Annotated in this window: 18 protein-coding genes; 2 read left to right on the forward strand and 16 right to left on the reverse strand. The window is 69.5% G+C overall.

Annotated elements, in window-relative coordinates:
- Positions 1-235: 235 nt before the first annotated feature.
- Positions 236-769, reverse strand: coding sequence for a hypothetical protein (locus QM714_RS09010; RefSeq protein ID WP_415099639.1), 534 nt, complete (start codon positions 767-769; stop codon positions 236-238).
- Positions 770-885: 116 nt separating this feature from the next.
- Here QM714_RS09010 and QM714_RS09015 point away from each other — a divergent pair, with 116 nt between their 5' ends.
- A complete protein-coding gene (locus QM714_RS09015; RefSeq protein WP_415099641.1) occupies positions 886-1,566 on the forward strand; it encodes a LysM peptidoglycan-binding domain-containing protein in 681 nt (226 codons plus the stop codon).
- A 27-nt stretch (positions 1,567-1,593) separates the two neighbouring features.
- The gene (locus QM714_RS09020; RefSeq protein ID WP_415099643.1) at positions 1,594-2,094 is read left to right on the forward strand and encodes an Rv3235 family protein; all 501 of its coding nucleotides are present in this window, start codon (positions 1,594-1,596) and stop codon (positions 2,092-2,094) included.
- 10 nt (positions 2,095-2,104) lie between these two features.
- Here QM714_RS09020 and secA read toward each other — a convergent pair whose 3' ends face one another.
- From secA to QM714_RS09095, 15 genes are all read right to left on the reverse strand, one after another.
- Positions 2,105-4,903, reverse strand: coding sequence for a preprotein translocase subunit SecA (gene secA / locus QM714_RS09025; RefSeq protein ID WP_415101032.1), 2,799 nt, complete (start codon positions 4,901-4,903; stop codon positions 2,105-2,107).
- A gap of 188 nt (positions 4,904-5,091) precedes the next feature.
- A complete protein-coding gene (locus tag QM714_RS09030) occupies positions 5,092-5,475 on the reverse strand; it encodes a hypothetical protein (RefSeq protein WP_415099645.1) in 384 nt (127 codons plus the stop codon).
- A 71-nt stretch (positions 5,476-5,546) separates the two neighbouring features.
- Positions 5,547-6,752, reverse strand: coding sequence for a winged helix-turn-helix domain-containing protein (locus tag QM714_RS09035; RefSeq protein ID WP_415099647.1), 1,206 nt, complete (start codon positions 6,750-6,752; stop codon positions 5,547-5,549).
- Positions 6,749-7,423: a response regulator gene (locus QM714_RS09040; RefSeq protein ID WP_415099649.1), complete on the reverse strand. Its 675-nt coding sequence runs from the start codon at positions 7,421-7,423 to the stop codon at positions 6,749-6,751. Before QM714_RS09040 ends, QM714_RS09035 begins: the two co-directional genes overlap by 4 nt.
- A gap of 67 nt (positions 7,424-7,490) precedes the next feature.
- Positions 7,491-8,108 (reverse strand): ribosome hibernation-promoting factor, HPF/YfiA family, encoded by a 618-nt coding sequence (hpf, locus tag QM714_RS09045; RefSeq protein ID WP_415099651.1) that lies wholly within the window; start codon positions 8,106-8,108, stop codon positions 7,491-7,493.
- A gap of 443 nt (positions 8,109-8,551) precedes the next feature.
- On the reverse strand, positions 8,552-9,286 hold the full coding sequence (locus tag QM714_RS09050) for a ComF family protein (RefSeq protein ID WP_415099653.1): 735 nt from the start codon (positions 9,284-9,286) through the stop codon (positions 8,552-8,554).
- Between the two features lie 63 nt (positions 9,287-9,349).
- A complete protein-coding gene (locus QM714_RS09055; RefSeq protein ID WP_415099655.1) occupies positions 9,350-11,083 on the reverse strand; it encodes an LpqB family beta-propeller domain-containing protein in 1,734 nt (577 codons plus the stop codon).
- The gene (gene mtrB / locus QM714_RS09060; RefSeq protein ID WP_415099657.1) at positions 11,083-12,666 is read right to left on the reverse strand and encodes an MtrAB system histidine kinase MtrB; all 1,584 of its coding nucleotides are present in this window, start codon (positions 12,664-12,666) and stop codon (positions 11,083-11,085) included. The genes QM714_RS09055 and mtrB overlap by 1 nt, the downstream gene beginning before the upstream one ends.
- 2 nt (positions 12,667-12,668) lie before the next feature.
- On the reverse strand, positions 12,669-13,370 hold the full coding sequence (gene mtrA, locus QM714_RS09065) for an MtrAB system response regulator MtrA (protein ID WP_415099660.1): 702 nt from the start codon (positions 13,368-13,370) through the stop codon (positions 12,669-12,671).
- Between the two features lie 82 nt (positions 13,371-13,452).
- Positions 13,453-14,901, reverse strand: a complete 1,449-nt coding sequence (gene ahcY, locus QM714_RS09070; RefSeq protein ID WP_415099663.1) for an adenosylhomocysteinase — start codon at positions 14,899-14,901, stop codon at positions 13,453-13,455.
- Between the two features lie 122 nt (positions 14,902-15,023).
- Positions 15,024-15,971, reverse strand: a complete 948-nt coding sequence (locus QM714_RS09075) for a DUF808 domain-containing protein (RefSeq protein WP_415099665.1) — start codon at positions 15,969-15,971, stop codon at positions 15,024-15,026.
- Between the two features lie 240 nt (positions 15,972-16,211).
- Positions 16,212-17,243, reverse strand: a complete 1,032-nt coding sequence (locus QM714_RS09080) for an SIS domain-containing protein (RefSeq protein WP_415099667.1) — start codon at positions 17,241-17,243, stop codon at positions 16,212-16,214.
- Positions 17,240-17,398, reverse strand: a complete 159-nt coding sequence (locus QM714_RS09085; RefSeq protein WP_415101034.1) for a Trm112 family protein — start codon at positions 17,396-17,398, stop codon at positions 17,240-17,242. The genes QM714_RS09080 and QM714_RS09085 overlap by 4 nt, the downstream gene beginning before the upstream one ends.
- A 16-nt stretch (positions 17,399-17,414) precedes the next feature.
- Positions 17,415-18,788 carry a phosphomannomutase/phosphoglucomutase gene (locus tag QM714_RS09090; protein ID WP_415099669.1) on the reverse strand — a complete coding sequence of 458 codons (1,374 nt, stop codon included), beginning with the start codon at positions 18,786-18,788 and terminating at the stop codon, positions 17,415-17,417.
- A 77-nt stretch (positions 18,789-18,865) separates the two neighbouring features.
- On the reverse strand, positions 18,866-20,395 hold the full coding sequence (locus QM714_RS09095) for a M1 family metallopeptidase (RefSeq protein WP_415099671.1): 1,530 nt from the start codon (positions 20,393-20,395) through the stop codon (positions 18,866-18,868).
- Positions 20,396-20,442: the final 47 nt, after the last annotated feature.

Consider the following 20,442-nt stretch of genomic DNA (forward strand, 5'->3'; position numbering starts at 1 on the left):
GTGTGCACGTCACTCCGTCGGCGTGCACATCGACAACGAACATCGACGCGCTCACCAAGGCTGCGACGCCAGCAGCAAGCACCGCGAGCCCCTTGCGGGGCCGGCTGGCTCGTGACCGCAAAGCTGCGAAGGCCACTCCAAGGAATGCGCCCAGCACGGCCAAGTAGGCCAGCCAGATGATCCAATCGCTGCCCGGCTGGAGCGAGCTGCCTTCGCCCATTCGTGCAGCGCCTCTTCACTCCCGACTGGAGACTGCGGCGATAACCGAGAACGGGACGAGTCGGATCGCGTCCTCGCCGATCATAGCCTCGACGAAGTCCTTGCCGACCCGGCGCAGTTGCGCGTCGAGCTGACTCTCGTCGGTCAGGTGCAGCACACAGGGGGTGCCGGCCTCCTCGAGCCGGCGCAGCGCGGAGCCCAGGCCTAGCTTGGTCACCGGCGACCAGGTCAGCTCCGAGCGGGACCGGAGCGAGGCGCCGCTGACGGAGGTCACGGCGGGCCACGGCACGATCCAGCCCCGGGAGGGTGACTCGAGCAGCAGCCAGCCCTCACTGACCCGGGTCAGTCTTCCGGTCAGGCTGCCCACGGCGACCACGGTCAGGCTCACGGTGGTGCCGACGGACGCCATCAGCCTGCTGGCGAAGCTGACCGAGGCGTACTCCGCGCGGGTGCGGTCGGCCAGCTCCACCTCGCGGTCGGCGGCGAAGGCCGCCTCCGCCTGGGCCTCGAGATCGTCGAAGAGCGCGAAGAGCTCGTCGTCCCAGGGCATACGCCGACCCTGCCACGCCCCCCGTGATCGTCGCCAGGGGCTGTGGACAACCGATTGACGATGCTGTCGAACAGTCTTTAAATAGTTCAAACAGATGCAAACAGAAGGTTTGAGCCATGCAGGTGAATCGGGGTCGCCAGGCGATCATGTGGCTGGCCTCGCTGCTCGTGGCGGGCGCGCTGGCCTCGCTGGCCCTGCCGGAGCTGCGCTCGGCGCGCCGGGCCGCCAGCGCCGGTGAGCTAGCGGCGACGGAGTTGAGCCAGTGGCTGGTCTGGTTGGCCGCAGCGGCCTGCGCCGGATGCGCGGTCTGGCTGGCCGCGGTCTCGACCGTCGTCGTCGCCACGGCCGGCACCGCCCGCCAACCGGCCACGGTGCGCACCTGCCCGGCGCTGCTGCGGCGCTGGCTGCTCGTCGGCTGCGGGGTGCTCGCCGTGAGCGCCCTCGCCTCGCCCGCGCGCGCCGAAGGGAGCCGCCTCCACCCGCCAGAAGTCAGCAGCCGCGAGGCGACCAGCGTCGTCTCCGGGCTGCCGCTGCCGGACCGAGCGGTCGGCGGGCCGCGAGTGCACACGGCCGGACAGTCGAGGCCCACGACCGCCAGCCAACAGACCAGCGGGGACGTCGTGGTGCAACCCGGCGACTCGCTGTGGGCGATAGCCGCCAGCGCCCTTCCTCCGGGTGCCACCGCGGCGGAGATCGACGACACCTGGCGCCGCCTCTACGAACTCAATCGGTCGGTCATCGGAGCCGACCCCGACCTGATCATGCCCGGCACCCACCTGACCCTTCCGGACCGCTGAGGAGCCGGACCGTTGAGAGGAGAGCTCATGTCCGTGTCCATCCTCCGCCCAGACACCCTGCCGCTGGCCAGCATCCAGGGCACCCTCGCGCTCGACGGCACGGCCGATCAGGCGCCACCGCGGTTGGTGCCCGTGCCCGGCAGACCGGGCGGCGACGTGGTGCCGGTCGACCGAAAGGTGCGGCGACAGCTGGAGCAGTGGTGTCACCGCTACGCCCAGGCCGTGGTGGAGATCGTCAGCGGCGACCGCCCCGTCACCCAGGTGCTGCGGTGGACCACCCCGGACGTCTACGCCACCCTCGCGCGTCGCGCCCAGCTGGTCGCGCGGGCCGGCGGGCACCGCCCCGGCGAGGGTCGCCAAGGTCCAGCCGTCCGCGCCCAGGTCCTCGGCGTGCGCACCTGCTTCGTCAGCCCGGAGCGGGTGGAGGCCTCCGTGCATGTGCGGTACGGCGAACGCTCGCGCGCCATCGCCGCCTGCTTCGAGCTCATCGGCGGACGCTGGCAGTGCTCCGCCCTCGAGTTCGCCTGAACCAGCCTGCTCAGCCGTTGACCCGCGTGGTCAGCCCGGTCGGACCACCGGGCGCACCATGGCAGCGCTTGTACTTCTTGCCCGACCCGCAAGGACACAGCGCGTTGCGGCCGGTCTTGGCGAAGGCGTCATCGCTCGCCGAGGCCGCCTCGCCGGAGACCTCCGCCTCGCCGTCCTCGCTGGGTGCGGAGTAGGACAGCCGCTGGGGTTGCTGCGGGGCGTCCAGGCCCTTGGCCTTGATCAGCGGGTGCTCGGGCGCGGGAACCGGTTCGGCGACACCCAACTCGACCGGAGTGTCGACCAGCTCGAAGATGCCCTCGTCGTCGAGCTCGACCTCGTCCTCCTCCTCGACCTGGACCTCCAGGTTGAACAAGAAGCCGACGGCCTCCTCCTTGATGCCCTCCATCATCGCGGCGAACATGTCGAAGCCCTCGCGTTGGTACTCCACCAACGGGTCGCGCTGGGAGTAGGCGCGCAGGTAGATGCCCTCGCGGAGGTAGTCCATCTCGTAGAGGTGCTCGCGCCACTTGCGGTCCAGCACCGAGAGCAGCACCCGGCGCTCCAGCTCGCGCATGACCTCCTCGCCGACCTCCTCCTCGCGGCGGTCGTAGGCCGCCGAGGCATCGGCTTGGAGCCGCTCGACGAGGTCCTCGACCTCGAGGAACTCCCGGCCGCCAGCCTCGTCCTCGAGATCGGCGTGGTTGAGCGAGATCGGGTAGAGCTGCTTGAGCGCCACCCAGAGCGCCTCCAGGTCCCACTCCTCGGGGAACTCCTGGGTCGCCTCGGTCACATAGCCGGCGATCACGTCGTCGATGAAGCCGCGGATCTGGTTCTCCAGGTCCGCACCCTCGAGCACCTCGCGACGCTCGGCGTAGATCACCTCGCGCTGGCGGCTCATCACGTCGTCGTACTTCAAGACGTTCTTGCGGGACTCGAAGTTCTGCGACTCGACCTGCGACTGCGCGCTGGCGATCGCGTTGGTGACCCGCTTGTTCTCGATCGGGACGTCGTCGGGGACCTTGAGCACCTGCAGGATCCGGTCGACCCAGTCGGACTTGAACAGCCGCATCAGCTCGTCTTGCAACGACAGGTAGAACCGAGACTCCCCCGGGTCGCCCTGGCGGCCGGAGCGGCCGCGGAGCTGGTTGTCGATGCGACGGGACTCGTGTCGCTCGGTGCCGACGACGTAGAGGCCGCCGACCTCGCGCACGGCGTCGTGCTCGGTCGCGACCTGCTCCTTGATCTTGTCGACCATGTTGGGCCATGCCGTCTCGTAGGCCTGGGCGTCCTCCAGCGGGTCGAGACCCAGCTTGCGCAGCTCCTGGTCGGCGAGGAAGTCGACCGAGCCGCCGAGCATGATGTCGGTGCCTCGGCCGGCCATGTTGGTGGCCACGGTGACCGCGCCCTTGTGGCCGGCGAGGGCGACCACCTTGGCCTCGTCTGCATGCTGCTTGGCGTTCAGCACGGTGTGCGGGACACCGGCCTTCTTGAGCAGGCCGGAGAGGTGCTCGGACTTCTCCACCGACACCGTGCCGACGAGGACCGGCTGGCCCTTGCGGTTCCGCTCGGCGATGTCCTCCACGACCGCGGCGTACTTCGCCTCCTCGGTGCGGTAGACCAGGTCCGCCTGGTCCTTGCGGACCATCGGTCGGTTGGTCGGGATCGGCACCACGCCGAGCTTGTAGATCTTGTCGAACTCCGAGGCCTCGGTCATCGCCGTGCCGGTCATGCCGGCGAGCTTCTCGTAGAGGCGGAAGTAGTTCTGCAGGGTGATGGTGGCCAGCGTCTGGTACTCCTCGCGGACCTGCACGCCCTCCTTGGCCTCGATGGCCTGGTGCAGGCCGTCGTTGTAGCGCCGGCCGGACAGGATGCGGCCGGTGTGCTCGTCGACGATGAGGACCTCGCCCTCGAGGACGACGTACTCCTTGTCGTTGCGGAACAGCTCCTTGGCCTTGATGGAGTTGTTCAGGAAGGAGATCAGCGGGGTGTTGACCGAGTCGTAGAGGTTCTCGATGCCGAGGTGGTCCTCGACCCTGGTGATGCCCGGCTCGAGCACCGAGATGGTGCGCTTCTTCTCGTCCACCTCGTAGTCGACGTCCCTGGTCAGGGTCGCCGCGACCTTCGCGAACTCGGCGTACCACCGGACCTCGTCCTGGGTCGGACCGCTGATGATGAGCGGGGTGCGCGCCTCGTCGATCAGGATCGAGTCGACCTCGTCGACGATGGCGTAGTAGTGGCCGCGCTGGACGCAGTCCTCGATCGAGGAGGCCATGTTGTCGCGCAGGTAGTCGAAGCCGAGCTCGTTGTTGGTGCCGTAGGTGACGTCGCAGGAGTACGCCGCCCGCCGCTCGTCGGGCCGCATCTCGGGCAGGATCACGCCGACGGTCAGGCCCAGGAAGTGGTAGACCCGGCCCATCCACTCGGCGTGGTACTTCGCCAGGTAGTCGTTGACGGTGACGACGTGGACGCCCCTGCCGGTGAGCGCGTTGAGGTACGTCGGCAGCGTCGCGACCAGCGTCTTGCCCTCACCGGTCTTCATCTCGGCGATGTTGCCGAGGTGCAAGGCGGCGCCACCCATGATCTGGACGTCGAAGTGCCGCTGCCCGATCACCCGCTTCGCCGCCTCGCGCACGGTCGCGAAGGCCTCCGGCATCAAGGCGTCGAGCGACTCACCCTTCTCCAACCGCTCCTTGAGCTCGTCGGTCATCCCGCGCAGCTCGTCGTCGCTCATCGCGACGAAGTCGTCCTCGATCTCGTTGACGGCGCGCGAGATCACTTCCAGCTGGCGCAGGATCTTGCCCTCGCCCATGCGAAGGATCTTGTCGAGAATGGCAGGCACGTGCGTCGACTCCCGGGTGTTGGTCGCTGCCCCGGACCCGACCCGGGGCGAGGCCATGCCGAGGTCACGGCGGGCCTCCGGTCATGCTACCCAGCCTCACCAGCCGCCGGGGAATCTGCGGCCGACAACAGATCGCCGGCCGATCCGACTCCGGACCGTCACACTGACGGCTCGACGGGCGTGCTGAGCGGGCGGACGCCGCCGAGGCGACGGTGGAAGCGGACGTGGTCGGCGTGCGAGTCGAGCACCTGCCACAGTGTCCGGTGAGCGGCCCAGGGCAGTGGATCGTCGTCGCGGCGCCAGCGGCCGCCGAAGGTGATCCAGACCGGCACCCAGCCTGCGGCGAGGTCCCAGGCGCCCTGGTGGCGCATCAACAGCTGGCGGCGGATCTGGAAGGCGGTGCGTACGCCGTCGACACAGATCGGCGCGGAGTGGACCGGCCAGAGCCGCAGGTCGAGCGCCATCAACTCCAACTCGAGGTCGACGAGGATCTCGGGGTCGACCAGGACCGTCGCCACGTTCTCGTGCGGAGAGCGCCTCACCAGCGGCACGCTAGCCCGCGGTGGTACGGACGTCACTCCCCCGTCCATACCGCTCGACCAGGTACGACCGCTCAACTCGCCGCTGCCACCGCGACGGCCAGCATCGGAGCGAGGTCACCACGAGGCTCGACGACGATGTCGGCCAGCCCCAGCCAGTCGGCCAGCTGGCGCAGCTCGGCGGCGAGCTCCTCGGCGGTCTCGCCGGGGTCGGCGTGCGTCTCGGCGTAGGAGCCCTTGACCAGCAGTCTGCCGGTCGCCCGATCCGCCTTGAGGTCGACGCGGGCGACGATCCGGTCGCCGAGGAGGAACGGCAGCACGTAGTAGCCGTGCACCCGTTTCTGGACCGGGGTGTAGATCTCGATCCGGTAGAAGAAGTCGAACAGTGCCTCGGCCCGGGCCCGCTCCCACACCAGCGGGTCGAACGGGCTGAGCAGGGCCCGGGCGCGGACCCGGCGAGGCAGGCGAGCCTCGGCGTGGAGGTAGGCCGGCCGCTTCCAGCCGCCCACCGTCACCGGCAACAGCTCGCCCGCCTCGACCAGTGACTCGACGGCCACCTTGGTGTCGGCGATCGACATCCGGTAGTAGTCGCGCAGGCAGGCGATCGATGCGACGCCGTGTGAGCGGGCGGCGCGGCGCACCAGCTCACGGTCGGCGTCGGGCCTCGGCGGCGTCGGCAGGGCCAGCACGTCGGGCGGCAGCACCCGCTCGGGCAGGTCGTAGAGGATCTCGAACTGAGGGTTGCGCCCGGCGATCGCGACCTGCCCGGACATATACAAGAAGTCCAGCGCCTGCCGGGTCAGCGACCAGTTCCACCCCCAGCTCTCCTTGCTGCGCGGCAGCCCGTCGTCGAGATCACGCGCGGTCGAGGCACCGACCTCGCGCAGCTCGGCGAGCAGGTTCTGCTCGAGCGTGGGGTTGTCGACGACGAACCCCCACTTGCCGCGCTCGGCCCGATAGTGATCCATCCGGTGCTGCATCAGCGGCCAGAGCTCGACCGGCATCAGCGCCTGCACATGGGCCCAGTACTCCACCAGCCGGCGCGGCCGGCGCTCGGCGGCCCGCGTCAGCAGCCCGACGTCGTAGGGACCCATCCGGGAGTAGAGCGGCATGAAGTGCGCCCGCTGCAGCACGTTCACCGAGTCGACCTGGAGTACGCCGGTGCGCGCGACGGCGCGCTGCAGGGTGCGCATCGTGGGGACGGCGTGCGGCCGGTCGGTGAAGCCGCCCGCGGCCAGCGCGATCCGCCTCGCCTGGGCCAGCGAGAGCTGCTCGGTCACGGGAGGTCGAGGAGCTTTTCCTTGACGGCATACATCACGGCCTCCATCCGGGAGTGCAACTGCAGCTTCTCCAAGATGTTGCGGACGTGGTTCTTCACGGTGTTCTCGCTGATGAACAGCTGCTTGGAGATCTCCCGGTTGTTCATCCCCCGGGCGACCAGCCGGAGCACCTCGAGCTCGCGCTCGGTGAGGCGCAGACCGGGTACGTGGTCGCGCTCCGGCTTGGACATCTGCTTGAACTCGTCGATCAGCTTGACCGCCATCGACGGTGAGATCAGCGACTGGCCGTCGGCCACCACCTTGACCGCCTGGGCCACCTCCTCGATGGAGGAGTCCTTGAGCAGGTAGCCGGAGGCGCCGCTCTTGACCGCCTCGTAGAGGTCGGCCTCCTCGTCGGAGACGGTGAGCATGACGATCTTCGCCGACGGCACCGCCTCCTTGATCGCCAGACAGGCCTCGATGCCGGTGCGCTTGGGCATCCGCACGTCGAGGAGGACGACATCGGGGACGGTCCGCTCGGCGAGCTGGGTGCCCTCGACACCGTCGCCCGCCTCGCCGACGACCTCGATCCCGTCCTCGGCGCCGAGCAGCATGGTCAGACCGCGCCGGAACAGCTCCTGGTCGTCGACCACCAGCACCTTGATGGGGTCGGTCTCCTGCGTGTCGCTCACCCGCGCATCATCGCAGATCAGGGCCGGTCAGGCGTGGCGGCGCGACCTAGGGAAACATCGGGAGCGGCTACTCGGCGTCGCCCAGGTCGAGGGAGATCACGCCGTAGTCGTAGCCGCGCCGGCGGTAGACCACGCAGGGCCGCTCGGACTCCTTGTCGACGAAGAGGTAGAAGTCGTGGCCGACCAGCTCCATCTCGTAGAGCGCCTGGTCGAGCGTCATCGGCGCGGCATGGTGGGTCTTCTCGCGCACGAGCAGCGGCCCCTCACCGGTCACGGTGATCGGCCCCACCCGGTGCTCGACCTCCTCGTCGGCCTGCTCGACAACCAGTGCGGCCTCGAGCTCGGCGGCGACCGCCGCGCCGTTGCCCCGCATCCGGCTGCTGCGCACACGGCGGCGGTCGGCGGCACGCCGCATCTGCGCGGCCATCTTGTCCAGAGCGATGTCCAGCGCGGCCATCTTGTCGGCAGCGGCAGCCTCGGCCCGGATCACCGGCCCACGGGAGAGCGCGGTGAGCTGCACACGCACGGCGCGGTCCGCCTGGCGAGGGTTGCGTTCCTGCTCGATCTCGACGTTCACGCGAATGATCCGATGGTCGTGCTTCTCCAGCTTGGAGAGCTTCTCGGAGACGTGACTGCGGAACCGATCCGAGACCTCGATGTGACGTCCGGTGACCACTACCTCCATGTCAACCTCCTACGAGTCGCGTGGGCGAAGGACGCGGGCTGCGCGTCATCGACGAGCGGCGCAGGGAGCGCGCTCGAGAGGAGTCCGTCCGGCCGACCTGGTCTTCGACCCCACACCCGCCTGCTGAGGCTCTCGCAGCTTCTCGCGCCACTACCGACCTTCTCCCGCGGTGCGTCGCATCTGACGACGGCCGCGAGGCAGGACTTACGACTAAGCCGCACCGTGATCCGAACGGGTGACGGACAGAGCCGTCACTCCGCCCGTTACGTGGGCCGTTTCGCCTGCGACTGGCATCGGCTAGCCAACCGGGAACGGGCCTCGTGTGCTCGGTCAAGTGCCAAGACACACGGACCGCCCGGATGACGCAACCACGGACCCGGACGGACTCCATGAATAGACGCTATCCGGTCGGGCGACCGGTTCAAAGCCGCTTGCGGAGATCCTCAGCGAGATCCCCGCCACTCGCCACCGAGGTTGATCCAACGCTGGGTCGCCGCGACCACCGCAATGGCGTTGACCGGCAGGCCGATCACCTCCAGCGCTCGTTGTGCCTCGCGGGCGGTGGCGCCGGTGGTGAGCACGTCGTCACAGACGACGACCTGAACCCGAGGCCGCCACCGTGCCAACCGAGCCAGCGAGCCCGAGCGAACCTGCAGCGAGCCGGCAAGGTTCTCCGCGCGCTCGTCGGCGGTCAGCCCGGCCTGGTCGGCGATGTCGCGCCGAGAGGACAGCAGTCGGGCGACCCGCACGTCGATGTCGAGTCGGCGCAGCGTCGTGCCTGCCGCCCTGCTGATCTCCCAGGTGTGGTCGTGCCCACGGGCCCGGACCGCCGCCGGTCGCGACGGCACCGGGACGAGCACGACCGGCAGGCCCGGCACGGCGGCTCCTGCGACGGAACCGGCCAGCAACCTGCCGAGCACGGGTCGCAACGCCAGCAGGCGGTGCTCCTTGTGTCCGAGCACGATCGCCCTCAACACCCCGGCATAGGGTCCCATCGCCCACGGGATAGCCAGCCCGGCCGGCATCGGAGTCGGCCAGGCCGGCGCCGCCCGGTCCGGCAGCGCGGCCCCGCAGTCCGCACACACCAGCCAGCCGGGACGACCGCAGCCCAGGCAGGCTCCCCCGAGCAGCAGGTCGAGCGCCGCGTCGCGCAGCGAGAGTCCGGCCTCTAGATCCACGTGGCCATCTCACCGGCTCGATCACCCCGCCGCCACCGGGGCAGCCGGCCGCTGTGGAGAGAGTCAACCGGCGTAGGTGAGGGTGGGCAGTGCAATGCCCTCGGCCACCTTCACCGAACCGACGTCGGCGAGCAGCACGACGTCATCGCGCGCCACGACGTACGTCGGCTCGATCTCGATCGGCGAGCTGATCAACCAGCGCATGCCCCCCGGCACCGTCCCCACCGAACGCCCCGGCGATCGGTCCAACGGGACCGCGCTGACCTGGGTGAGGTCGTCGGTCAACGGGTTGAGCACCGTGGCCGTGGTGGCGTCGCTCCAACCGAGATCCCGAGCGCGCAACGGAGTGTCGCTCGGCGACGGCAGCTGGGTCGGCGGAGCAAGGCTCACCCGACCGTCGGCGCTGCGCTGCACCCGACTGACCAGCAGGCTGTCGCCGGATCGGCCGCCCACCACGGCCACGAACCGCGAGCCGTCGCGGGACACCTCGAACCGGCGCACCTGTCGGCCGGTGATGCCCGGGGCACTGATCTCTTGGGGGTGCGTGCCGTCCGCGAGGACGACGACCACGGCTCCGCTCGACCTCCGGTCGACCAGCCACAGCCGGCCGGAGAGGTCCCAGACGGGGGGCAGCAGGTTGGTGGTGTTGGAAGCGACCTCGGTCACGCGGGCATCGGCGTTGGTGAGCGAGGTGACCAGGACCGACTCCCCGTCACCCGAGACGCCGGCGATCTTGGTGTTCGCGGGATCGACCGCGATGGAGCGCAGGCCGTACTTCTTGGTGCCGAACGGCCCTGCCACCGGCAGCGGATCGCTCAGTGCGTTCCCGACGACGACACCCTTGCGGACGGCGTACGGCGTGCTGCTGGCCAGCCAGCCCGTGGGGTCGTATTCGGAGAAGCTGTCGACCGGCACGGTCTTCTCCGAGCCCGGCAGATCGATCCGCTGACCGTCGACGGTGACCCGGAGTGCCTCGACGCTGGGCACCTGGCGCAGGGTCCAGGTGAGCTGAGCCATCATCAGCTCGGTCGCCTCGGGTGAGACTCGTCCACCCCCGCTGCTCAGCGCGATGTCCGCGACACCACCACCGCTCACCGGAGGCACGGAGAGGTCGAGCGTGGTCCCAGAGGGCACGAAGGTCCGCTCCACCCGACGCAGCGTGCTCGGCGGGCCGGCCAACAGCCCCTTGGTCAGCGCCGTCGGGAGCTGGTCACCTCGGGTGAGGAAGACCGGCTCCGGGATCAGGTGCTTGCCACTCGGATCGAAGAAGTAGAGCGAGACCCGCTGGAAGCGCTGGTCGAACCAGTCGTCGTTGACGATCAACGCGTTCGGCGCCTCGGCGATCCGCCATTCGCCGTCCACCAACTGCATCGGGAAGTGGAGCGTGCGGTCGCCGCGCGGCAACGCACCCAGATAGGTGCCGCGGGAGTCATAGCCGGTCGCACCGAGCAGCCTGACCCGAAGCTGGGAGCTACCGATCGGGCCGGAGGTGCTGACATAGGTGATCGTCTGCTCCTCCGGTCGCCAGGAGGCGGCCGCGTCCTTGGTGAGGAACTTGCGCGCGACGCTGGTCTCGACCGGCGAGGCGCGCATCGCCTCGAGGAAGTGGCGGACGATGTCGCTGGCGGACTCGCCCGGTTGCGGTGGCGCCGGGACGATGTCCGGCGCCTCGCCGGCTCGCACGTCCGAACTGCCGCCCACCTCGACCACCGGGCCCTGGTCCGGGACGGCCAGACAGCCGGTCAGCACGACGATGCCCGCAAGGACGAGGCCGAGAAGACGAAGACGCACTGCCATCACACCTTCTCCTCGGCATCGGTCGGCACCAGCGGGATCGGGCTGTGTCGCAGCGGCTGGCCCAGGTGCCGCGACAAGGTGAGCCGGAACTGGGAGCCCTCACCTGGGCGCCCCCAGGCCTGCAGCCAGCCACCGTGCAGATGGGCGTCCTCCAGCGCGATCGACAGACCGAGGCCGGTGCCGCCAGTGCTGCGGGCGCGCGCCGGATCCGCCCGCCAGAAGCGGTTGAACACCATCGCGGACTCCCCTGGCGCCAGGCCGACGCCGTAGTCGCGCACCGCGACGGATGCGGCCTGGTCGTCGTGGGCGACGATGATGAGCACATCGCCCGACTCGGCGTGATCGATCGCGTTGCCCACCAGGTTGCGCACGATCCGCTCGATCCGACGCACGTCGGCCTCGGCGAGGCACGGCTCATCTGGTGCCCGCACGATCAGTGTGCTGCCGCGCTGGTCGGCGAGCAGCCTGCTGGACTCGACGACCCGGTGCACGACATCGACGAGGTTGACGTCCTCCGGGTCCAGCACGGCCGCTCCGGCGTCGAACCGACTGATCTCCAGCAGGTCGGTGAGCAGCGTCTCGAAGCGGTCCAGCTCGGTCTGCAGCAGCTCCGCGGCACGGGCAGTCACCGGGTCAAGACCCTGCTTCGCGTCGTGGATGACGTCGCTGGCCATCCGGACGGTCGTGAGCGGGGTGCGCAGCTCGTGGGAGACGTCGGAGACGAACCGGCGCTGGACGCGGCTCAGCTCCTCCAGCTGACGGATCTGGCGCTGCAGATTGGAGGCCATCTGGTTGAAGGAGGTCGCCAGCCGGGCGAGGTCGTCCTCACCGCGGACCCGCAGCCGTTCCTGCAACTGGCCCGCGGCGAGCCGCTCGGCGACCTCGCGTGCCATCCGAACCGGGGTGACCACCTGCCGGGTCACCAGCCAGGTGAGCCCGGCGACGAGGACCAGCAGCACACCGGCTGCGGTGGCCAGCGACCGGGTGACCAGGTTGAGGGTCTCCTGCTCCTCGTCGAGAGGGAACAGGTAGTAGAGGGTGTAGACCGAGCCATCGGCCGGCAGCCGGATCGTCGAGCCGACGACCACACCGGGCACCGATTCGGGATGGGCGCCACCGGCGTTGATCTGGGTGAACGTCCGCGCCGTGGTGGTGTGGTCGACGAAGTGCTCGCGCAGACTGTCCGGGATGCTGCTCAGGTCCAAGCCGGGGCTGAAGATCGAGGTGCCGCCGCTCTGCTCGGGCCCCGGCTTCATCAGGGCCACGCTGAAGCCGCGGACGGCGCCGCGCTCGATGATCGGGTTCACCAGCTCGGTGCGCTGGGTGCTGGCGTCCAGGTCGGTGCCGAGCGCACCCTCCAGGGCGAGCCGGGCACTGCGGGTCTCCTCGTTGGCCTCGGCCACCACGGCGGTCACCCGGTGATCGAGCAGCCCGTCGCGGGTCTGCTGCAGCAGGAACCAGCCGACCCCGATGAGCACCAGCGCCGAGAGGAGCACCGTGCTCAGCACGACTCGCGCCTGGATCGAGCGCCGCCACAGCGTCAGGCCACGACGTACGGCGGTGGGGAGCGTCCTGCCGCTCATGGTCAGGAGGTGCCGGCTTTGTAGCCCACGCCGCGGACGGTGATGACCACCTCGGGGCTCTCCGGATCGTGCTCGATCTTCGACCGGAGCCGCTGGACGTGGACGTTCACCAACCGGGTGTCGGCCTGGTGGCGGTAGCCCCAGACCTGCTCGAGGAGGATCTCGCGGGTGAACACCTGCCAGGGCTTGCGGGCCAGGCACACCAGCAGGTCGAACTCCAACGGGGTCAGGTTGACCGCCCGGCCGCCCCGGGTGACGGAGTGCCCGGCGACATCGATCTGGACGTCACCGATCGAGAGCGTGTCGTTGCCGGGCGGGTCGAGCCGCCGCACCCGGGCACGCACCCGGGCCACCAGCTCCTTGGGCTTGAACGGCTTGACGATGTAGTCGTCGGCACCCGACTCCAGTCCGAGGACGACGTCGATGGTGTCGCTCTTCGCGGTCAACATCACGATCGGGACGCCCGACTCGCTGCGGATCTCCTTGCACACGTCGATGCCGTCGAGACCGGGCAGCATCAGGTCCAGCAGGACCAGGTCGGGGCGATACTCGTGGAAGGCGGCCATCGCCCTGTCACCACGATCACAGACCAGCGAGTCGAAACCCTCCTGGCGCAACACGATGGTGAGCATCTCGGCAAGCGAGGCGTCGTCGTCGACGACGAGCACACGCCCCTTGCTGACGCTCTCGACCGGCTGACTCATGGCCTCCAGTGTGCCAGCCCGGACGGCACTTGCTCAGTAACGGTGCTGCTCGGCAGCGGGTGCTTGGTCACGTCATCGTAGATCAGTAACGGTAGCTGTCCGGCTTGAACGGGCCAGTCACGGGGATGCCGAGGTAGGACGCCTGCTCGGGGCTCAACTCGGTCAGCCGGGCGCCGAGCGAGTCGAGGTGGAGGCGCGCGACCTCTTCGTCCAGGTGCTTGGGCAGCACGTAGACCCCGACCGGGTAGTCCTCGGTCTTGGTGAACAGCTCGAGCTGGGCGAGCACCTGGTTGGTGAACGAGTTCGACATCACGAACGACGGGTGTCCGGTCGCGTTGCCGAGGTTGAGCAGCCGGCCCTCCGACAGCACCAGCACGGCCCGGCCCGTCTCCGGGAAGGTCCACAAGTCGACCTGAGGCTTGATGGTGGTGCGCACGATGCCCGGCCAGGTCTCCAACCCGGCCATGTCGATCTCGTTGTCGAAGTGGCCGATGTTGCCGACGATCGCCTGGTGCTTCATTCGGCTCATCTGTTCGGCAGTGACCACGTCGCGGTTGCCGGTCGAGGTGATCACGATGTCGGCGATCGGCAGCACGTCCTCGAGGGTGGCGACCTGGTAGCCGTCCATCGCCGCCTGCAGCGCGCAGATCGGGTCGATCTCGGTGACCACAACGCGGGCACCCTGACCACGCAGCGACTCCGCGCAGCCCTTCCCGACGTCGCCGTAGCCACAGACCACGGCGACCTTGCCGCCGATCAGCACGTCGGTGGCGCGATTGATGCCGTCGATCAGCGAGTGTCGGCAGCCGTACTTGTTGTCGAACTTCGACTTGGTCACCGAGTCGTTGACGTTGATCGCCGGGAACAGCAGGCTGCCGTCCTTGGCGCGCTCGTAGAGCCGATGCACGCCGGTGGTGGTCTCCTCGGTGACGCCCTTGATCTCGTTGGCGATCTTGGTCCAGCGATCACTCGACTGGGCGAGCGAGTCGGCGATCACCCCGAAGATGATCTGCTGCTCGTGGCTGGCCGCACTGGCCGGGTCGGGGGCGACGCCGGCCTTCTCGGCCTCGACGCCGAGGTGGACCAGGAGGGTGGCGTCGCCACCATCGTCGAGAATCATGTTCGGGCGACGCTCCGCGCCGTCCTCGTCCGTCCCCCAGTCCAGGATCTGCTGGGTGCACCACCAGTACTCCTCCAGGGTCTCGCCCTTCCAGGCGAAGACGGGCACACCGGCGGGAGCGTCGGGGGTGCCGGTCGGGCCGACGGCGACCGCTGCGGCGGCGTGGTCCTGGGTGGAGAAGATGTTGCAGGACGCCCAGCGGACCTCCGCGCCGAGCGCGACCAGGGTCTCGATCAGGACGGCGGTCTGCACCGTCATGTGCAGCGACCCGGCAATCCTGGCCCCGGCCAGCGGCTTGCTCGCGGCGTACCGCTCCCGCATGGTCATCAGGCCGGGCATCTCGTGCTCGGCCAGGGTGATCTCCGCACGACCGAAGCCGGCCTGGTCGAGGTCGGCGACCTTGACGTCCACGAGGTTCCTCCATGCTTCCGCGGCTCGATGGCTGCCGCGACGATCCAGGCTAATCCCGGGGTGCCGCCGGGGAAGAATCCTCGCGGCACGGCCGATCCGCGGCCGTGGCTGTGGCTGCGGGCTCAGTGGCCGGCGTGCTGGCGCCGGGAGGGGAGCAGGTGCATCACGGCCACGACCACGGCGCCGACCAGCAGACCGACGATCGCCGAAGCGACGGTGTTCACCAACCATGCCAGCGCCGCGCCGACACCGGGTACGGCGTGATGCACGGCCTCCTCGAGGTGGTGGATCACGTCGTGGGGCCAGTGCCAGCCGAGCTCGTCGACGCCGTTCAAGATGATGTGACCACCGACCCAGAGCATCGCCGCCACTCCGACCACGGAGATGATCGACAGCAGCGCCGGCATCGCGTCCACCAGGAACCGACCGAATCGCTGGGAGAAGGCCGACTTGCGTTGGGCCAACGCCAGGCCGAGGTCATCCATCTTCACGATCAGCCCGACCACGCCGTACACCGCGATGGTGATCACCACGGCGACGAAGGCGAGGATCGCGAGACGGGCCCAGAAGCCCTCGTCGGCGACCTCGTTGAGCGAGATGACCATGATCTCCGCAGAGAGGATGAAGTCAGTGCGAATGGCCCCCGCGATCAGGGCGCGCTCCTGCTCCTCGGACATCTGTCCGCTGTTCGCGGACTCCTCCTCGTGGTGGCTACCAGCGATCCGCTCCCAGATCTTCTCGACGCCCTCGAAGGACAAGTAGGTGCCGCCGGCCATCAGGATCGGTGTCAGCGCCCAGGGCAGGAACTGGCTGAGCACCAGTGCCGCGGGGAGGATGAAGAGCAGCTTGTTGCGCAGCGAGCCTTTGGCGATCTGTTTGATGATGGGAATCTCGCGCCGCGCGGCCACCCCATGGACGTACTGCGGCGTGACCGCTGTGTCGTCGACGACCACACCCGCGGCCTTGGCGCTGGCCCGTCCGGCAGCCGCACCGACATCATCGATCGACGCCGCCGCCATCTTGGCCAGCACCGCGACGTCGTCGAGCAGCCCGAACAGCCCGGCGCTCACGAGGTCGCCCGCGCTCTCGTCGCCCGGTCTCTGGTCGCGCAGTCGCTCGCCATTGGAGAAGCCTACTGAGAAGCCGTCCGTGCCGCCCGTCTGCCGCGGTGCTGTGGTGGCCCTGACCCAACTCCCGCGGTGCTGTGGTGGTCCTGACCCATCTGCCGCGGTGCTGTGGTGGGTTGGGGCCCGGTATACGAGGCACTTTGCCACGACAAGACCGCGGCAGACGCAGGAAGACCGCGGCAGTCAGTCCTCGACCAGCCCCAGTTGGAGGTAGGCGGCGGCGTAGGAGCCGGTGAGGTGCAGGGAGGCGTAGCGGGCGACCTCGGTCTCGCCTACGGCGGTGACGGTCTCGACCCGGACGCCGCGGTCGGCGGCAGTGGCCAGCAGGCGGCCGCGGGACTCTCGAACGACCGCGTCCTCGGCGCCGTCGTCGAGGACGAGCAGCATCGTCCGCGGGGCCGCCGCGCCGTCGGCGAAGGGATCGTCGAAGACATCGCGCCGAGGGGCGGCAGCGAGGACCGGCAGCAGGTGCTCGGCGTCACCGGCCAACGCCGAGCGGCCGATCGCCCGGCGGATCGACTCGGCAACACGGCGGGCGGCTCGAGCGGCGAGGACCGAGCCACCCCACACCACCGGCGTGGTGTCGGCCAGCGCGATCGCGAGCATCTTGGCCGGGTTGACGGCCAGGTCGCGGTGTGGGGAGCAGCCGACCGCCACGTCGTCCAAGGCCACCGCGACGCTCTCCGCGTCGGCTCGGGGACCGAGGCCGACTCGGTCGAGGTAGTCGAGCATGACCACTGCCGTGGCGAGCTGGTCCCCCGTCACCGTGGGCAGCTCGGTGGTCCATCGGCCCTCGGCATGCTCGGCGACCAGCGAGCCCGCCGGGCAGGCCACCACGACCTGGCAGCCGCGGCGGACGGCCTCGGCGGCCGCGGAGGCGCTGCCGGTGTCGCTGCCGCCTGGCGCGAGGACGAGCACCAGATCCATGCTGCCTGCCCAGCCGGGCAGCCCTGCGTCGGGCCAGGCGACGAACGGCACTGGACACCAGGGTTCCAGAACAGCGCGCAGCAGCCGGGAGTCGGGTCCGGCCGCCACGACTGCGCGGGGGCGGACCAGCTCACCGCTGCGCTCGACGGCGGTCAACGTCGCTGCCGCGGCATCGTGTGCCTCTCGACGCACCCGGGCTCCCGACTCCGCGAGCCTCCGCAGCATCGGATCCGCGGCCTCGAGCGCACGCGGGTCGTCGAGGCGCGCCTCGTCGAACCAGCTCGTCACGACGGGCGACGGGCTTCGTCGACCAGCAGGACCGGGATGTCGTCGCGCACCGGGTAGGCGAGGCCACACTCTTGGCAGACCAACTCCTCGCCCACCTCCTCGAGGTCACCGCGGCAGTCGGGGCACACGATGATCTCGCGCAGCCGGGGATCCAGGTTCATCACGCGCTCCTCACTCGGGACTCCTGACCAGGTCCAGCACCTCGTCACGCACCGCCGTCATCGTGTCAGTGTCGCGCCCCTCGGCGTTGAGGCGGAGCAGCGGCTCGGTGTTCGACGGGCGCAGGTTGAAGGACCAACTGGGATGCTCGACGGTCAGCCCGTCGAGATGGTCGATCTCGACATCGTCTCGATCGGCGTACGCCGCCTCGACCCGCGCGAGCACGGCGCGGACCTCGGTGACCGTTGAGTTGATCTCGCCGCTGACGGCGTATCGCTCGTAGTCGGCGAAGAGCGCAGACGGTGGCCGGGTCGTCTCGGCCACGGCCGCCAGGGCGTGCAGCGCCGCGAGCATGCCGGAGTCGGCTCGCCAGAAGTCCCGGAAGTAGTAGTGCCCACTGTGCTCGCCACCGAAGGCGGCGTCGGTGTCGGCCATGGTCGCCTTGATGAAGGAGTGGCCGACCCGGGTGCGGACAGCGGTGCCGCCCAGCTCTCGCACCATCTCGGGCACCGCGCGGCTGGTGATCAGGTTGTGGATGATCGTCGCGCCCGGCTCACGAGCCAGAGTCCGCGCGGCGATCAGCGCGGTCAGCGTCGAGGGCGACACCGCTTCACCTCGCTCGTCGACCACGAAGCAGCGGTCGGCGTCGCCGTCGAAGGCGAGACCCAGGTCGGCCTGCTCGGAGACGACCGCGGCTTGCAGATCGCGGAGGTTCGCCGGGTCGATCGGGTTGGCCTCGTGATGCGGGAAGGTGCCGTCGAGCTCGAAGTAGAGCGGGATCATCCGGAGCCGTTCGTGCAGCGGGTCGAGGACGGCGGGTGCGGTCAGTCCGGCCATCCCGTTGCCCGCGTCGACCACGACGGTCAGCGGACGACCGCCGACCGGAGCAAGGGTGCGGAGGTGCTCGGCATAGTCGACGAGCACGTCTCGCTCGTCGATGGCGCCCTTGGTCTCGGCCGTGCGGGTCTCCCCCGCGGCCACGGCGTCACGGATGGCGAGCAGCCCGGTGTCGGCGCCGATGGGGCGCGCGCCGGAGCGGCACATCTTGATCCCGTTGTACTGCGCCGGGTTGTGACTCGCGGTGAACATCGCCCCGGCCCGGTCCAGCCGGCCGGAGGCAAAGTAGAGCTCGTCGGTCGAGACCAGGCCGAGCATGGTGACGTCGGCGCCCGCCACGGCGGCACCGTCGGCGAACGCTGCCGCCAAGCCGGGCGAGCTGGGTCGCATGTCCCAGCCGACCACCAGCGCGGGCGAGCCGGTCACCGAGACGAACGCGTTGCCGATCCGATGAGCCAGGTCCTCGTCCCACTCCTCAGGCACCACTCCGCGGACGTCGTAGGCCTTGAACACCGCCTTCCACCCGTCGGCGGAGTCCTTCGTCGACATGGGGTCACCCTAGTGGAGCGCCGGCGACGGAAGGCGACCCGGCGGACGTCATACCCACCGGTCGCGCGGGCGACCGATCAGGACGACGTCCGCTGCGCGTGGCGCAGTGAACGTGAGGGGATCAGATGGTCGGGGACCGGATGCGGAGCCCGGCCGTGCAGCATCGAGTCCGGGAAGCCGAGCTCGGCGCTGGGCAACGGCCGGTCCGGCTGGTCCAGCCACTCCGCGAAGAAGGTGTCCAGATCCTGACCGGAGACGGTCTCGGCGAGCGCCTCGAAGTCGGCCAGCGATCCGTTCCCGTCCCGGTGCGCGGCCGCCCACTGACGCAGCAGCTCGGTGTGCGTGCTCGCGCCGATCCGGTTGCGCAGCGCCTGAACGGCCATGGCACCTCGGTAGTAGACGGCGAAGTCGAACAGTTTCGAGGCACCGGGGTCTGAGATCGGCACCTCCCAGAACTCGTCCCAGTCCGTCAGGTTGTCGTAGGTCTCGGCGAAGATGTCGTTGAGGGTGAAGTCGGCACTCGGGCGGGTCGCTTGATACCACCACGAGGACCAGGTCGCGAAGCCCTCGTTCATGAAGATGTCTCGCCACCGGTGCACGCTGACCGTGTCTCCCCACCACTGGTGGGCGAGCTCGTGGGCGATCACGTCGATGTCCTTGCCGCCCTGGAAGAACACCTTGGAGTAGTTCGGCCGGGTCTGGTTCTCCAACGAGAAGCCGAACGAGGCGTTGACCAGAGTGCCACCGGCTGAGTCGAAGGGATAGAAGCCCAACCGCTGGGTGAAGAAGTCCACGACCTTGGGCGTTTGGTAGAGACTCCGGGTGGCGGCCCGCTCCAGCGCCGGGTTCATGTGGCGGCTGATCCCGTAGAGATAGCGCACCCCACCCGGCGTGCGGCCCCTCTCGATCCGGTAGTCGCCGATCACGACGGTCGCGAGATAGGTGGCCATCGGCTGCCGCACCCGCCAGTGCCAGCTGACCCGCTCGCCCGATCGCGACCGGTCGACGAGCTCGCCGTTGCTGATCACCTGCTTGCCGGCGGCGACGTTGGTGGTGATGTCGTAGGTCGCCTTGTCGGCCGGGTGATCGTTGCTGGGGAACCACAAGGTGGCGACCTCTGGCTCGCCGGCCGCCACCGCTCCGTCGGAGGTCTTCCACCAGCCGCCCAGTCCGTGCGTGGCCACCGCCGCGGGCTCGCCGTCGTAGGTCACCCGGACGCGGAACTCCTGCCCGTCGGTGACCGGCGTCGCCGGCACCACCACGAGCTCCCGCTTGCCCTGCGTGAAGGTGGCCCGGTGGCCGTCCACCCAGACCCGCAGTGCGCGCAGCTGGAGGTCGAGGTTGAACTGGGAGAGGTCCTGGGTCGCGGTCGCGGTCAGGGTCGCATCGCCGACCAGCCGCTCGCTCTTCATGCCGTAGCGCAGCGACAGGTCGTAGTGGGAGACGTCGTATCCCCCGTTGCCGTACTTCGGGAAGTAGTGGTCGCCGATCCCGGGTGCACCCGGCGTGGGCTCGAGTGCGGTCGCCGGTCTGGCCGGGACCAGCAGCGCGCCGAGGAGTACGGCGGTGCCGAGCGCGGCGATCCGGCGAAGTGCGGGTGAGGACATCCGTGGCTCCCGAGGTCGTGGCTCCCGCAACGGTGACCTTCCGAAAC

The organism is Nocardioides sp. (assembly GCF_047602075.1).
Taxonomy (GTDB): domain Bacteria; phylum Actinomycetota; class Actinomycetes; order Propionibacteriales; family Nocardioidaceae; genus Nocardioides.